General features: G+C 25.1%; 14 protein-coding genes. 6 read left to right on the top strand and 8 right to left on the bottom strand.

Annotation, left to right across the window (positions count from 1 at the left end; all coding sequences use genetic code 4):
• Nucleotides 1-5 precede the first annotated feature (5 nt).
• Nucleotides 6-1175, bottom strand: a complete 1170-nt coding sequence (gene ptsS, locus SLITO_RS06070; RefSeq protein WP_075057961.1) for a phosphate ABC transporter substrate-binding protein — start codon at nucleotides 1173-1175, stop codon at nucleotides 6-8.
• Nucleotides 1176-1196: 21 nt separating this feature from the next.
• Nucleotides 1197-4148, bottom strand: a complete 2952-nt coding sequence (locus tag SLITO_RS01130; protein WP_075057960.1) for an AAA family ATPase — start codon at nucleotides 4146-4148, stop codon at nucleotides 1197-1199.
• A 178-nt stretch (nucleotides 4149-4326) separates the two neighbouring features.
• Here SLITO_RS01130 and SLITO_RS05790 point away from each other — a divergent pair, with 178 nt between their 5' ends.
• The 3 genes from SLITO_RS05790 to SLITO_RS05780 are packed head-to-tail and all read left to right on the top strand — an operon-like array spanning nucleotide 4327 to nucleotide 5488.
• Nucleotides 4327-4578 (top strand): hypothetical protein, encoded by a 252-nt coding sequence (locus tag SLITO_RS05790; protein ID WP_083433325.1) that lies wholly within the window; start codon nucleotides 4327-4329, stop codon nucleotides 4576-4578.
• A gap of 8 nt (nucleotides 4579-4586) precedes the next feature.
• On the top strand, nucleotides 4587-5009 hold the full coding sequence (locus SLITO_RS05785) for an IS3 family transposase (protein WP_144416391.1): 423 nt from the start codon (nucleotides 4587-4589) through the stop codon (nucleotides 5007-5009).
• Nucleotides 5006-5488: an IS3 family transposase gene (locus SLITO_RS05780; protein ID WP_200901517.1), complete on the top strand. Its 483-nt coding sequence runs from the start codon at nucleotides 5006-5008 to the stop codon at nucleotides 5486-5488. The genes SLITO_RS05785 and SLITO_RS05780 overlap by 4 nt, the downstream gene beginning before the upstream one ends.
• A gap of 51 nt (nucleotides 5489-5539) precedes the next feature.
• On the opposite strand, the gene SLITO_RS01120 is transcribed toward SLITO_RS05780, so the two are convergent.
• Nucleotides 5540-6898 (bottom strand): lipoprotein, encoded by a 1359-nt coding sequence (locus SLITO_RS01120; RefSeq protein WP_075057959.1) that lies wholly within the window; start codon nucleotides 6896-6898, stop codon nucleotides 5540-5542.
• A gap of 82 nt (nucleotides 6899-6980) precedes the next feature.
• Nucleotides 6981-7436 carry a hypothetical protein gene (locus SLITO_RS01115; RefSeq protein ID WP_144416390.1) on the bottom strand — a complete coding sequence of 152 codons (456 nt, stop codon included), beginning with the start codon at nucleotides 7434-7436 and terminating at the stop codon, nucleotides 6981-6983.
• Nucleotides 7437-7584: 148 nt separating this feature from the next.
• On the opposite strand from SLITO_RS01115, the gene SLITO_RS01110 reads away from it, so the two are divergent.
• The 3 genes from SLITO_RS01110 to SLITO_RS01100 all read left to right on the top strand — a co-directional run bounded on the left by SLITO_RS01110 (nucleotide 7585) and on the right by SLITO_RS01100 (nucleotide 9692).
• The gene (locus SLITO_RS01110; RefSeq protein WP_075057957.1) at nucleotides 7585-8064 is read left to right on the top strand and encodes a PfkB family carbohydrate kinase; all 480 of its coding nucleotides are present in this window, start codon (nucleotides 7585-7587) and stop codon (nucleotides 8062-8064) included.
• A 5-nt stretch (nucleotides 8065-8069) separates the two neighbouring features.
• Nucleotides 8070-8309, top strand: a complete 240-nt coding sequence (locus tag SLITO_RS01105) for a hypothetical protein (RefSeq protein ID WP_075057956.1) — start codon at nucleotides 8070-8072, stop codon at nucleotides 8307-8309.
• 219 nt (nucleotides 8310-8528) lie between these two features.
• Nucleotides 8529-9692 carry an IS3 family transposase gene (locus tag SLITO_RS01100; RefSeq protein WP_075057955.1) on the top strand — a complete coding sequence of 388 codons (1164 nt, stop codon included), beginning with the start codon at nucleotides 8529-8531 and terminating at the stop codon, nucleotides 9690-9692.
• A 25-nt stretch (nucleotides 9693-9717) separates the two neighbouring features.
• On the opposite strand, the gene rnc is transcribed toward SLITO_RS01100, so the two are convergent.
• The 4 genes from rnc to msrA all read right to left on the bottom strand — a co-directional run bounded on the left by rnc (nucleotide 9718) and on the right by msrA (nucleotide 16038).
• Nucleotides 9718-10410 (bottom strand): ribonuclease III, encoded by a 693-nt coding sequence (rnc, locus tag SLITO_RS01095; protein ID WP_075057954.1) that lies wholly within the window; start codon nucleotides 10408-10410, stop codon nucleotides 9718-9720.
• Nucleotides 10403-11410 carry a phosphate acyltransferase PlsX gene (gene plsX, locus SLITO_RS01090; protein ID WP_075057953.1) on the bottom strand — a complete coding sequence of 336 codons (1008 nt, stop codon included), beginning with the start codon at nucleotides 11408-11410 and terminating at the stop codon, nucleotides 10403-10405. The genes rnc and plsX overlap by 8 nt, the downstream gene beginning before the upstream one ends.
• 317 nt (nucleotides 11411-11727) lie before the next feature.
• Nucleotides 11728-15516, bottom strand: a complete 3789-nt coding sequence (locus tag SLITO_RS01080) for an ABC transporter permease (RefSeq protein ID WP_075057951.1) — start codon at nucleotides 15514-15516, stop codon at nucleotides 11728-11730.
• Between the two features lie 24 nt (nucleotides 15517-15540).
• Nucleotides 15541-16038, bottom strand: a complete 498-nt coding sequence (msrA, locus tag SLITO_RS01075; protein WP_075057950.1) for a peptide-methionine (S)-S-oxide reductase MsrA — start codon at nucleotides 16036-16038, stop codon at nucleotides 15541-15543.
• Nucleotides 16039-16057 lie beyond the last annotated feature (19 nt).

Here is a 16057-nt window from a genome sequence, read left to right as displayed (position 1 = left end):
TTCTCCTAACTTCCTTTATTCTCTTGAAGTTCATTAAATATAATCGATTTAACTAAACCTTCTTTTTTAAAAGGATTACTTTCATCATTAGATAAACTATTCAAGTATTTAAAGAAGTTTATTATGCTATCAAAGTTCGAACCCAAAATATTTGTTATACATATGAAAGGTCTTTTAAAAGTATAACCAGTTTTAGAAATTATAAAATCATCGTTGTTTTCAAAAGTTTTGCTTTCTTTTCATTCTAATGTTAAAGTGTCTAACTCATAGGGTTTATTGCCTTCAGTTAGTGGTGAAGCTAATTTTTTACCATCAATTCCGGCTAACTTAATTCCACTATTAGGATCAATGTTTTGAATAAAACCATTAGAAACATATCCAAAACCAGAAGATAATCTTATTTGCTCTATCATTGCTCCATTTGAGTTAACTACATTTGATGTTGGCATTTTTTTTATTTTAGTAATATCAGAAAAAGCACTTCTTGTACCCGATCCATCTTCTCTTGTATAAGTTGGTATTTTTGCTTCACCTTCTGATGAGTTGTTGTTGTTAAATTCAATTAAATCATTTACATTTTGATAACTATTTAGTAAATCATTTGCAAAATCATGTCATGTTATATTTCCTTGATATAAAATAGATAAAAAGTTTTCATTCTCTTTTCTGTTTGATAATTTAAAGTTAACTAAATCATCAATTGAAATATTATTAATTTTTGTTTTTCAATAACTAGGAGAATTAAAAATTATACCTATTGCATCAATTGCAAATTTTATTGAAAGATATCCATTTGATTTTGAAACTTCTTTCTTTTTAATTTCATTTATATATTCTTCTATTTCTTCATTGCTTTGAACTTCTCTAAATGAATTTTCAACAAAACTATTCCCACTTGTCAAAGTATCTTTTTTTGCATCTTTAGATATAAATCCTGCAGCATACATTCCTTTTTCAACACCACCAACACCAGCTTGGCTACCTGTTGAATTATAAACAAAATCCCCACCAGACTCATACTCACTATATGATTTAGTAGATAGCTGCATGAATGGGTTAACACTTGTACTTCCTCCAATTACAATTGAGTTTTTTGGAGTAACCAAAGTTCATATTCAAAATCCTAACATTATTATTAAAAAAATTACTAGAGAAACACTAATTTTTTTACTCACTTAAATATTCTCCTTTAATAGTTAATTACTATTAGTTATTTTTTTTGCATCAACTAATTTAATTTGTACTATTTTAGTAATACCTTTTTGCTCCATTGTTGCACCAAATAGTTTGTCACAATTTTCCATTGTTCCAATTCTGTGAGTTACAATAATGAATTGTGTATTATTTATAAAAGTCTTAATATATTTTGCAAACCTTTCAACATTGGCTATATCCAAAGGAGCCTCAACTTCATCTAATATAACCAAAGGTATTGGTCTAACTTTTAATATTGAAAACAATACCGAAAGTGCAACCATTGATTTTTCACCACCACTTAATAAATTTAAGTTTGATATTTTTTTTCCTGGTGGTGCTAATTTTAAGTCTATACCTGTGTTAAGAATGTCTTCGGGATTTGTATAAATTATTGAGGCATTGCCTCCCCCAAACAAGGTTGCGAATGTTTCTGGAAGAACTTTATTTACATCAGTAATTATTTTTCTAAATTGGTCAATCATTTGATGATCCATATCAACTATTGCACCTTTTAAATTTTTTATTGACTCATAAATTTCATTAGATTGATTTAAATACATTTCATATCTTGAATTTTCTTCTTCATATTCTTGGATTGAATCAAGATTTATATTACCTAAATTTGTAATTTTTAATCTTAGCTCTTTAATTTTTTCTCTTACTTCTTTTTCGTTGTCTAATTTATTTTCTTTTATTTTTAAAGCATTTTCATAAGTCATATTATAATCTTGAGCAAGATGTGCTTTTGCATTAGTTTCTTTTTCTAATAATAAATTTTTATCAGAGTTAATTGATGAATACTTTTCTTTTAAAACACTTAACATATTTCTATCTTCTTCAAGAGATTTATATAACTCATTTTGTTTTTGGCTTGATTGATCTTTTAATGATCTAATAACATTAATTTCTTTTTCAATTTCTTGTTTTAAATTATTTGATTCAGCAATTTCTTCAATTAATTTTATAATTTGCTCATCAATTGATTTATATTCTATTTCTTCACTACTTAATTCTTTTCCTGTTAAAATCCTAAACTCATCTTTTATTTTTGTTAATTGTTTTTCTAAACTTTCTGATGTTTTTTTAGATGTTGCAATCGATGCTTGAATTTCATTGTGGTGTTCTCTTTGCAAATCAATTTCTTCAGATAGATTTAATATTTGTTTTTCAATTTCTTCTTGATTTATAATTAATTGTTTTTTTTCTTCTTCAAGTTGTTCAATTTTATTAGCATCAAATAAATTCAAATTTTTATTTTTTTTGCTTCCACCAACAACTGCACCATATGGAAGAATCCGTTGGCCATCTAAAGTAATAATATGAAATTTAGAATTTGTAACTTTTGAAAGATTTATTGCATTATCAAAATTATTTACAAACAAATAATTAGACAATAGATAATCAACTATTATTTTGTATTTTTTTTCTATTGAAACAATTTCATTTCCAAAACCTATAAATCCATCTGTATTTTTTATAACAAACTTAAGTTCGTCATTAATATAATTTGCTCTCAGAGTATCCAATGGTAAGAAAGTGGCGTACCCTCCCTTATTAGATTTTAAAAATTCTATTGCATTTTTTATGTTGTTTGTATTTTTTACAATTATATTTTGTAAATTATTTTGTAAAGCTTCAGAGATTGCTAACTCATGTTCCTTTTTAACTTTTATAAAATCAGATACTGTTCCAATAATACCAGGTAGTATATTTTTATTTTCTAAAATATTTTTTACACCATCAAATAAATTATCTAATGAATTTTTTTTAATAATTAAATTTTCTATTAATACCTCTAATTTAGAAATTGTTTTATTTATATGTTCTAATTCATTATTTAATTTATATCTTTTAGAAGACAAATCATCAACTTTTATTTTTTTATCATGCTTTTCATTTAAAAGTTTTGCAAGTCTACTTTCTTCAGAATCAATTTGAACTTCAATTTCTTTTGACTGTGACTTTAAATCTGATATTTTATATTCATTGTCATCGATGCTAGACTTTTCTTTTTTTGATTCTAATGTAATCTTTGCAACTTTTAATTCACTTATTTTTTCAACTATTTTTGTGAAGTCCTTATTAAGTTTAGAAAGCTCTTTCTCATTTTCACCACTAGTTGATCTAAGTTGATTGTATTCTAAAGTACTTTTGCTAATATTTTTTTCTAATATATTAATTTCTGTTTGAATATCAGCTTTTTCTTTAGATAAATCTTCTAGTTTATTTTTGTACAATAAAATGTCATTTAAAAGTACAGAAACCTCAATTTTTTTTAGTTCCTCAAAAGTTTCACTATATTCTTTAGCTTTTAAAGATTGTTTTTGTAGGCTTGGTAACTTTCTTTCAATTTCATTTATAATATCATTTATTCTATCTAAATTTTCTTGAGTTCTTGACAACTTTCTTATTGCTTCTTCTTTTCTCTTTTTGTATCTAGCAACACCAGCTGCTTCATCAAAAAGTTTTCTTCTGTCTTCAGGTTTAGATTCTACAAAATTACTTATTGATCCTTGTGAAATAATTGCAAGACTCGATTTGGTTAAACCAGTTTCTAAAGCGATATCTTGTATATCTTTCAATCTTACTCTTGATTTATTAATGTAATATTCAGATTCTTTACTTGATTTAAAGTATTTTCTAGTAATGGCAACTTCATTAAAATCCAATGAACTAAATGATCTATTTGAGTTATCAAATACAAGAGTTACTTCTGCTAAATTTAAAGCTTTTCTTTCACTACTTCCAGAAAAAACAATGTCTTCCATAGAATCACCACGTAAAGTCTTATAAGATTGTTCTCCTAAAGCTCACATTATGGCATCGTTTATATTTGATTTTCCACTACCATTTGGTCCAACTATTCCAGTCATTGAAAAATCAAAATCAAGTTTAATTTCTTCAGCAAAAGATTTAAAGCCTAAAGCTTCTATTCTTTTTAAAAATATCATTTTTACCTCTTGTATTTGTATATAGCCATCCTATATAACTGGTTTAATTAAAACATAAAAACAGACTTTTTTACAAAAAAAATAAAAAAAATAAACTTGTTATTGAAAATCTAAAATAAAATTGACAGTAAAAAAGTACTTTTATTGTTAAAATTTTATTGAAAGGTGTTCTTTTTATATGGCAAAAGAATGAACAAAAAATGAAAAACTTAATATAATTAATGAATCAAAAAAAATTGGTATTTTAAATACGGCATTAAAGTTTGATATTAGTACTAGCACAATTAAAAGATGAAAATCAGAGGTAAAAGTTAAAGGTGAAGGCGCTCTTGAATGAGGTAGTGGAACACAAGCAAAAGGAAATATCAAAAAATTTAAATCTCATGATTGAATTTTTAAAGAACCTGATGATATGAGCGTGAAGAATTAAGAGAGGCTTTGAAACTGGAACGAGCTTTAAAAAAGCATTTGGCGAAGACGACTAAGGAAAAGTACTTCGCCATTTTTAATGTTAAAAGAATGTTTTCTTTGAAATTATCTTATTTATATTTAAAAGTTTCAAGGTATGGATATTTAAAATGACTTAAAAACGGAAAACCAAAGTATAAAAATTATAATAGAATTTTAGCAATTAAGATAAGATGCCTTTTTTACTTGTTTAAAAAAAGATATGGTTATAATATGATAACTTTATTTTTAAACAAATACTTTAAAGAAAGATTAAACCCTTGAGTTGTTTATAGATATATGAAAACAATGAGTTTAAAAGCAGCAAAGAAAAAGAAAGTTCCAAACTATGATAAATCAGGTCCATTAAGATTTGAAAATCTACTAAATAGAAACTTTAATTCTAAAATTTAAATGAAAAATGAGTAACAGATGTAACTTATATAAAAACTATTAATGGAAATGTTTATCTATCTGTTATAAAAGATTTGTTTAATTCAGAAATTGTTGATTGAAAGTTATCGGTTAGTCCTAATAATAAATTATGTCATACAAATTTAATAAGCGCCATTAAAAAAAGAGGTGCACCAAAGATAATCCACTCAGATCAAGGATCACCATATACAAATGAAACTTGAGAAAGATTATGTAAAAATAATAATATAAATATTTCTATGTCACGAAGAGGAAATTCACCAAATAATGGTGCCTGTGAGTCTTTTTTTGGAACTTTTAAAAATGAATGTATATATACATATAAAGTAAAAGAACTACATCATTCAAATATTTATAAAATTATCTCAGACTATATAGAGTTTTATAATTATGTTAGACCTTTATTAAAACATAAAAAAACTCCATACGAAATTCGTATGGAGAAAGTATCTTTTTAATGTCAATTTTAATTGACAATTTCATATAAGTTTATTTTTTGTTTTTTAAAATTACTCAATTTCAATTACTGTTTTACCGCTTATTTGATAACCACTATATTTATTTAGCGCTGTTGTTTTAAATGAAAGTGTTATTTCGGTATTTTCTTGATTAACACTAAAATCAGCAATTCCTGCAAAATCTTTTTTAAATTGTGCTAAATCTACAGTTCCATCCTTAGCACTACTTGCTTCTGATTCCTGAGATTTTTGTCCAATAAAGAAATATTTTCCTGAATTTGAAACAAATGATTGTCAAAATTCCATTGCATTGTCGACTGTATTTAAATAATCACTTAATGATTCGGCATTAACTTCTTGTTCTTGTGAGAATGGCATATTTATAACCCCTTTAAATTCATCTAAATTAAATTTTCCAATTTTTCCTTCCTCTGGTTTATTGGATTTATTAAATGAAATACTTACTGGGTTTTGATCATAATCACCATTTATTTGTACTCCAATTTTTGCTTGACCTTTTTCTAAGTCATATTCTCTAATTTCTAATTGTTCAAAACTTGAAAGTTTTTCATTTTTACTTTTAAATGCTGTGATTAAATCATTTTCAATTAAATATTTATCATTTACATCTGTGAAAAGTATATCTCCAAGGTTAGTTACATCGTATTGTTCTTTAAATGAAGCATATTGTTTGATTTTTATGTTTACTTCTCCAGTTACATGGAATCCATCAATATCATCTTCATGACCAGGTATTATTGTACCTCTTATTGTAGTGATTTCCTTATTATCTTCTGAAATAATATTACCATCTTTATCTTTATACTCAACTTGGATCATTTTCATTATAGTATCAGCATCGATATCATAATATCCTTTTGCCTTTTCTAAAACAGCTCTTATAAATCTATCTAAATCATTATGTATTTTTTCCCTATTTTTAATATCTGAAACCATTAAATAACCTTCATTAAAAGAGTTTGGTCTAACAAGTTTACCTAAATCTTTATTGTCAATAACTTGTGAGACTAATCCAATGTCAAAAGGTGTTCTTTGAGCATTGCTAACACTATATTCGTAATTTACTTCAACACTTCCACTAAAATTTTTTGAAGTTTCATTTGCTTGTAATTTAGCTTTTTTAATTGTTCATTCTCCACTAAATTTAACATCTTCTTTAGTTAAATTTAAATCCTTATTTTTTGCATTTATTGCCTTCACTATATCATCAACAGTAGGTTTTTCATTAGAACCCTTTATTGATCCAAGATTTTTTTCCTTTACAGCTGTTGCTAAATCTTTTTTGGTGCTACTTTGTTCTCCACCTTCTGAATTACCACAAGAAATTACAGTGGCACTTGATGTTGCAACCATTGAAAAGGCTGCTAAAAAACTTAATAATTTTTTCATAATATATCCCCCTTTTATAAGTATATATATAAACAAAAAAATGTTTTTAAGTTTATAAAATATTTTTATAAACTTAAAAATATTAAATTACTTTTAAAATTTTATATTTTTTAAATTCTTTTTTTTGAGTTTTTTTCATATTGAATATATCATAATTTATATTTTCAACTAATAAATTTAATTCAGAAACAGTCTTTTGTTTTAGTCAGTGCTTCATAAACAACTGTCTAACTTCATAATTATTTCCAAAATTAATTGCTTCATTATAATCTTTAATAAATTTATTTACATATAGATCTATAACCTTATCTAAATAATTGTTTTGCTTATGCACAAATTCCTTGGGAAAACTATCAATCAAAATTAACCCATCAAGGTTCAAACTATTGTAGTCTAAAATATTTTTTCTTAATAAATCATCAATGTAAATGCTTTTATTAATTTTTGTTTCAAAATGATTGAAATTAAAATCCTTTATATTGATATCACATTTTAATTTGTTTTTTTCTTGTCAACATCAATCTGGTAGTAAATACAAAATAAACAACAACCTTTCACTTTTTACATTTATATAATAATATATTTTTTATATTTTTTATAAGAAATAAAAAATAATTTATAAAGTTAAAACATATTTAATAACTTTTATAAATTGTTATAATTGAATATATTTAAATGAAGTAAAAATGAAAATATTAGTTATAGGATCTGCATTATATCAAATTAATCTAAAAGTTAATAACTTGCCTGAACTCGGAGGACAAGTTAGAACAAACCATGAAGAGAAAACAATTGGTGGATGCGCTTATAATGTTGCTAAAATAGTTAAAAAATATAATAATAGTATTGAACTATTTATTCCTATAGGTAACGGAAATATCTCAAAGTTAATAAAAAAAGAAGTCAAAAAGCTTAGAAGTAAATTAGTTTTAAAAGATTGTAAGTCTGATAATGGATATTGTTTAAATTTAATAACTCCAAATGGTGAAAGAACTTTTATAACAAAAAACGGTGTTGAAAATACAATTGAAGAAAAGTGGTTTAAAAAGGTTGATAAAAACTATGATTGTATATATTTTGATGGTTATAAGTTATTAAATGACAAATCAAAGTATTTAATAGATTATCTTAAAAGGAAAAAAATTCAAGAATTTATTTTTCTGTAAGTCCAATGTTTAAAAGTATTAGAGATGAATTTATTAATACTCTATCTGATATAAAACCAATAATGCATATGAACTTTAAAGAAGCAAAAGACTACACCAATCAAAAAGACGTAGAAAGTTGTATTAAAAAATTAAAATTAATAAATAATAATGACATTATTATAACTTTAGGGGGAGATGGGTTTGCATATTACTGTCACAAAGAAAATAGCATAAAATATATAAAATATAATTATGAAAGCTAGTTTTAGACACAACTGGTGCGGGCGATGTTCATTTAGCAACTATAATTTCTCTATATAAAAATAAGTCTAAAAATATAATAGATATTTTAAAAGAAGCAAATAATAATTCTTACAAACATATCTATGATAAAAAATAAATGATTTTGAACATCTAAAATAAAATTGACAGTAAAAAAGTACTTTTATTGTTAAAATTTTATTGAAAGGTGTTCTTTTTATATGGCAAAACAATGAACAAAAAATGAAAAACTTAATATAATTAATGAATCAAAAAAAATTGGTATTTTAAATGCGGCATTAAAGTTTGATATTAGTACTAGCACAATTAAAAGATGAAAATCAGAGGTAAAAGTTAAAGGTGAAGGCGCTCTTGAATGAGGTAGCGGAACACAAGCAAAAGGAAATATCAAAAAATTTAAATCTCATGATTGAATTTTTAAAGAACCTGATGATATGAGCATTGAAGAATTAAGAGAGGCTTTGAAACTGGAACGAGCTTTAAAAAAGCATTTGGCGAAGACAACTAAGGAAAAGTACTTCGCCATTTTTAATGTTAAAAGAATGTTTTCTTTGAAATTATCTTGTTTATATTTAAAAGTTTCAAGGTATGGATATTTAAAATGACTTAAAAACGGAAAACCAAAGTATAAAAATTATAATAGAATTTTAGCAATTAAGATAAGATGCCTTTTTTACTTGTTTAAAAAAAGATATGGTTATAATATGATAACTTTATTTTTAAACAAATACTTTAAAGAAAGATTAAACCCTTGAGTTGTTTATAGATATATGAAAATAATGAGTTTAAAAGCAGTGAAGAAAAAGAAAGTTCCAAACTATGATAAATCAGGTCCATTAAGATTTGAAAATCTACTAAATAGAAACTTTAAATCTAAAAATATAAATGAAAAATGAGTAACAGATGTAACTTATATAAAAACTATTAATGGAAACGTATATCTATCTGTTATAAAGGATTTGTTTAATTCAGAAATTATTGATTGAAAGTTATCGGTTAGTCCTAATAATAAATTATGTCATACAAATTTAATAAGCGCCATTAAAAAAAGAGGTGCACCAAAGATAATCCACTCAGATCAAGGATCACCATATACAAATGAAACTTGAGAAAGATTATGTAAAACTAATAATATAAATATTTCTATGTCACGAAGAGGAAATTCACCAGATAATGGTGCCTGTGAGTCTTTTTTTGGAACTTTTAAAAATGAATGTATATATACATATAAAGTAAAAGAACTACATCATTCAAATATTTATAAAATTATCTCAGACTATATAGAGTTTTATAATTATGTTAGACCTTCATTAAAACATAAAAAAACTCCATACGAAATTCGTATGGAGAAAGTATCTTTTTAATGTCAATTTTAATTGACAATTTCATTTATTTGCTTTTTTTAATTTTTGATAATGCATCTTTAGCGGCAAGTTGTTCTGCTTTTTTTTTGCTTGTGCCTTTTCCAACTCCATAAAGCATATTATCTAAAACTACATTTACAGTAAATAAAATTTGATTATTCTTATCTTTTTCTTGTGATACTAATTTATAAACTAAGTCATTTCTCATTTCAAGTTGAATTAATTCTTGAAGTTCTGATTTATAATCATTTGTTTCTTCAACAAAACTATTTATGCTTATTTCTTTAAATAAAGTATTATTTAGTCAATTATCTACATAATTTTTATCATTATCTAAATAAATTGCAGCAGTCAAAGATTCGAAAACGTCTGACAATATAGAATCTTTGTTATATCCTTCTGATTCAAGTTCTCCAATACCAAGTCTTATAAGATTTCCTAAATTTATAGATCTAGATATTTTTGCAAGCGATTCTTCTCTTACAATTGCACTTCTGATTTTTGTAAGAACTCCTTCATTAGCTTTTGGATATTTTTTAAATAACATTTCACTAACTTTTAATTGTATTATTGCATCTCCTAGAAATTCAAGTCGTTGGTAGTTTCAAGATAGTCTATTTTCATTGGCAAAAGAGTTGTGTGTTAATGCTTCTTCATAAACTTTTTTATTGTTTACTTTAATGTTAAATTTTTCTAAGAAAGCAACTATACTATTCATCTTTTAAAGCTTCTTTCAATTTATTTACAACATCATTTGAAATTGCGTTGTATGTCATTTTTAGAGTAGCATAAAAAGATCTTTTATCACTTGAACCGTGTGACTTAAAAGCAATTTTATTAAGACCTATTAAAAGTGCGCCTGCATGATTTTTGTAATCAAACTTAGCACTAACTTCTTTAAATGCTTTTCTAAGTCTTAATGCAGCAAGTTTTCGAAAAATGTTTTTGGTTAAGGCAGTTTTAATTTCATTTAATAAGTTTTTACCCATACCTTCAGCAGATTTTAAAGCTACATTACCAGTATATCCATCAGTCACAACAACATCAACTATTCCAGAAGTTATGTATCTAGGTTCGATATTACCATAGAAACTAATTTGCTTACTATCACTTAAAACTTTATACGCTTCTCTATGTAATTCAAGACCTTTTGATTTTTCTTCCCCTATATTTAATAAACCAACTAAAGGGTTTTTAATATCATTTACTATTTTTGAATATGCACTGGCCATTAGTGCAAAATTTTTCAAATCTTTTGGTGTGCACTCTAAATTTGCACCAACATCTAATAATAATGTTACTTTATTTTTAATTATGGTTGGAATAACAGGCATAAAAGCAGGTCTATCTACTCCTTCAAGTTCTTTGATTATAAAGTGACAGGCTGCAATATATGGAGCCGTCGCACCACCCGTAGTTACAGCGTCCGCTTTTCCTTCTTTAACTAACTCTATCGCCCTAACCATACTTGAATCTTTTTTGCGTCTAAATTCTAATATACCGTCAGTCATTTCTATAGACTGTGTAGTATTTAAAAATTCAATTCTGTCGGAGCTAAATTTTAACTTAGTTAATGTTTTTTTTATTTCTTCCTCGTTACCAACAAAAATAATTTTTAAGTCTTTTTTTTCTTTTAATAATTGTATAGATGCTTCTAAAGCGGGATTTATGCCATTGTCTGAACCCATTACATCAAAAGCTATTGTTTTAAAATCCATATTTTATCTCCATTATTATTATGGTAATATTATTTGTTAAAAAAAACAATGATAAATCATTGCTTTTTTCTATTTGTTATATTTTGCTTTATTTTCTTTTTGGCGAGAACTTCCCTCAACACAACATGGGCACTGTTTTTCATAGCATACTTGACAACTTATACATTTCATACAACTTTTACATCCATGAAATGACCCACTACAAACTCTACAAGTATAACAATTATGCGCCCCACCAGGGCAACAAACTTCATTTGAACTATTATTTTTATTTAAAGGCATAATCTAAATCTCCTTTAAAATATTTTACATTTTTTTTAAGATACAAGCAATGTTAGGGGTTTTTTTCTTATTTGCATTTTTGCTGCAAATCAACCTATATAAAGTATTGTGCCCAATACAATCGCAGAAACAAAAGGTAATCATATAATTGTTGGGGTGGATACTAGAACTTTGTATTGCGATCATATTACTATTTGTATAATTTTCCAAGTTAGCAACGACATGGAGTAACCGATTAAGAAGCTTATAAATGAGAAAATAATATATTTCCCCATTATTATCCAATTAATTTTTTTATTTGAATACCCCATAGACCTCATAACTGTAATTATATTTATAGCATCATTAATAATTACATTCATTAAAACTATTAATAAAACCGTTAATAAGAATATATCAATTATGATATAAGTTAATAAGGCTTTTTGAACTTCTCCAATAATACTGTTTATTAATTGTTTTAAAATAGGTAGTGTTATAACACCTGGGTTTATAAAGTATTTTTGATCATAGGCACTAATTACATATTCTTTTAAATGATCTGCAATATTTTTAATCGCACCAGGTGGAGCTAAATTTGAGAAGTTAGATATAAACAAGTCTAAGTTTGCAGATAACCAAGGTTTACTATTTGTTGTTGCAAAGGCAAATATTTCTCTTTTATTCCTAAAGGTATCAATTGATTTTTTTATATCGGTTAAATCAATTTGTCCCTCACTAGCAACTTTTGTGCTGTATAGATTATTAAAATATACTTGTTCTTTATTTACATTTGTTGAAATCTTTTTCATAACAGTATCATGATCTAAATAAATTTCTTGCATTAATGTATTGTCAGAGATCACACCAGCTACTTTAATAACTTTTTTGTATTTTGTATTTGCTAAATTAACTTCGAATGAATCTCCAGTATTCACACCTAATATTTTTGAAAGTCTATATGAAATCAAACCATTGAAATAATTATCATTAACTTCTTTTAAACTATTATAACTATTATCACTTATCGAAGAAAAATTGAATATATTTCTTGCATCACCATACTTATTTGTTGTATCAATTAACACAAGTTTAGAATCAGAAGAATCTACATCTGGGTTGCCGTCAACATAAAAAGGTATTGTAAATGATAATGACTCTTCGTTTTTATCATACAAAACTTTATTTGCAGCAATGAAAGGATTTATATCATCACTTACAGCAAATGTAGTTAATCATTCTTTTAAAACTGAACTAATTGCAACTTTGCTTTGTTCCCCTAAATTTGGATCTTTATTACCAAAATCTCCTCCAGTTTTTTTAGCTAAATCTTTAAATTTGCTTAAGTCATTACAATCTTCAGTATAATTTGGTAAAGAAACACATACATACTTTGCAATATCGTTAGTATATATACCGGTGTTTTTACTATTTTCAATTGGTTTGATACTTAAAACATTTTTTTTATTCATTATTTTATTATCAATAATATTCTTTACATTTTCTACGCTTGGGTCTTTCAATAATTCTAAAATTGTTTCATCGATTCAACTTTTGATATCTATTTTGTCTTCATCTGTGTCTAAAGGATACATTAAAAATGCAAAGTTACTTATAAGTCATGAATATTTTTTGTAAATCTCATTTGAATTTTTTATAGCATCATTTCTAAAATCTGAAACTTTATTTATTAAAGTACTAATTTTATTAGAATAATTTATATTTTCACTTATATAGTTTTCTAAACCATTTGATACATCATCATATGATATTTTATAATCAGGTTTTACATTGTTTCTCATTAAACCTTTATCAGTATATTTTACATTATTAATAGAATTATATTGATAAAAGTGATTTACATTTTTAGAATAAATATTATAACCCGATTCAAACATATTTTTTAGTACAGGTGTAGCTCTTAATTCCATAGTAAATAAAAATGCACTAATACCAAATAATGAAACAATTAAAGCAAACTTCCCTTTATTATCACTTACAAATGCACTTTGTAACCGGAAATTAAAATTTTTGTTATATTTTTTAGAACTACTTAAAATAATATAATTAATTAAAGTGAATATTAGGGTCGGGAAAAATATTATTTGCAATGTTATTAATAAGTAATTTTTTTTATTTCTTCTTGTTTGTTGTTGGATTAAACTTAATGCATTTACATTTAAAACTCTATAAATAATAAAATAAGCAAATAAAGAAAAAAGCAATGGCACAAGAATAAAAAGAACAAACAAAAATACATAATCATGATAAATACTATCAAAATCAATTGTTACCGTTGATTTAAATTGTTTTTCAGCAGAATCAATTTGAAACGGAATTGATAATAAATAACCAACTATGAAAGAAAAACTCATTGAGACAAAATTTTTCAATGCAAAAATCCAAGTCAATTGACTTGTCTTATAACCAAGTGCTTTGAAAACACCCAATTGATTTCTTGTATTATTTATTTCTTTTTTTAATATAAATATTACAAAACTAAATCCAAGCACAAAAAGTATTAATCCAATTACCAAATAAATGTAAGTCATTATAAATAAATTTGTTAAAGCATTTATGTTTTTGTGTTGATCAAAAGCTCTAAAAGAATAAACACCTGGGTAAAATAAAGAATTATTTTCTCAATCATCTTCACTGCCTTTAATTTTAGAGGATAAAATATCATTAATGTTATAATCTTTATCAATTAAATTTACATAGTTTTCAAAATAAAATAAAAACATTTTATTTGTCTGCGAACTGTAAGTATAGTTATTTGTGGCAAACATTTTTTTAAATGTGTAACTATCATCGCTTTCATAAAAAAAACTGTTTTTTACATAAACTTGAACGTAGTTTTCAATAGATGATCTAAGTTGAGAATATCTTGTTGGAGAAATTGTAGAATATTTAGACCCAATACCAACTATTTTGAATTTTTTATTCTTAATATAAATACTGTCATTTATGTTTTTTTTGTAAAGTTTTGCATATCTATCATTTACAATTACTTCATCGTTTGCTACTGGGAGTCTGCTGTTTTTATCAGAGAAAACAATGTTATTTTCTCTTTGGTCATCATATTCTAAACTCGTAGCAGAAGTTATTAAATATTGATAATATTCATTTTCTGTATTTTCTTTAGGTTCATTATAGACAATATTCATAAATGTCAAATAGTTAATTTTATCATTATTTATAGAATTCAAAATACTGTGTACAACATAGTCTTCTAAACTTCTTGTTGTTCATCCATTTATATTTAATCATTTTCCTTCATCTGTAAATATTTCTTTGATTTTTATTGGTTCTATATTGCTTCCGTCTGCAATGGTTAAAGTTTTATCGTTTCCCATAAACAAAAAAGAGTCAATTAAATTTCTTGCGAAATCTACTCTAGCTGATTGTGTAAATTCATTAACACAATCTTCATTTGCTTCTCCTTCTGATACATCTTCACAGAAAGTTTTTGCATCATTTTTTTTAACATATTCAGTATATTCATCAATTTTTTCAATTGCAGTTTTTGAAAATACCCCTTCATTCGGGAGGTTTATTTTTATTAAATTTTGACTGTTTTCTACAATTATGTCTTTATTCTCGTCTTTATAATTTATTAAATAATTATCAATAAAATCATTAGTGAAAGCGGGTATATTTTGTCTTTGTTGATCTCAAACATTAGTATTATTTTTAATGTTGTTTGTTTTAATTGTCATTTGCAAAGGAATTGCTAACATTCCAACAACAAGCATTGTAAACATAGTTAAAAATACTATAATACCAATAGTTTCAACTCATAATTTAAGGAATAATTTGAAATAAGATTTTGATATATTTCTCATTTTTATTCTTCTTTCATAAAAAAATTAGTCATTGTTGGCTTTACTTAAATCTATATGACAATATCCAGTTGGATTTTTATCAAGATATTTTTGATGATACTCTTCAGCCTTTATATACACTTTTAATGTATCAACCCTAGTTTTTATCACACTATCATATGAAGATTGTATATTTTTTATTACACTAAAAATAGAATTTTCAAAAGTTTTTTTATCTTTCTCTAAGTAAAAGATTGAAGATTGGTATTGTGTCCCAATATCATTACCTTGTCTATTTTCAATTGTTGGGTCTATAATTTCAAAAAATTTATTCAGTATTTTTTCTAAAGTTATTTTAGTTTCGTCAAATCATATTTTGCAAACTTCAATAAACCCAGTATTTCCTCTACAAACTTGTTCATAAGTTACATTGTCAAGTACTCCATTTACATAACCAACTTCTGTTTTTACAATACCATTAATTTTGTCAAAAAAGGCCTGAGTTCCTCAAAAGCACCCCGCCCCTAATATTATTTCTTTCATATTTAAACATCCTTTTTTA

The sequence above is a fragment of the Spiroplasma litorale genome, assembly GCF_001267155.1.
Taxonomy (GTDB): Bacteria; Bacillota_I; Bacilli_A; order Mycoplasmatales; family Mycoplasmataceae; genus Spiroplasma_A; species Spiroplasma_A litorale.
The sequence above is the reverse complement of the archived record's forward strand: the minus strand, read 5'-3'. Positions and strand labels throughout refer to the sequence as shown.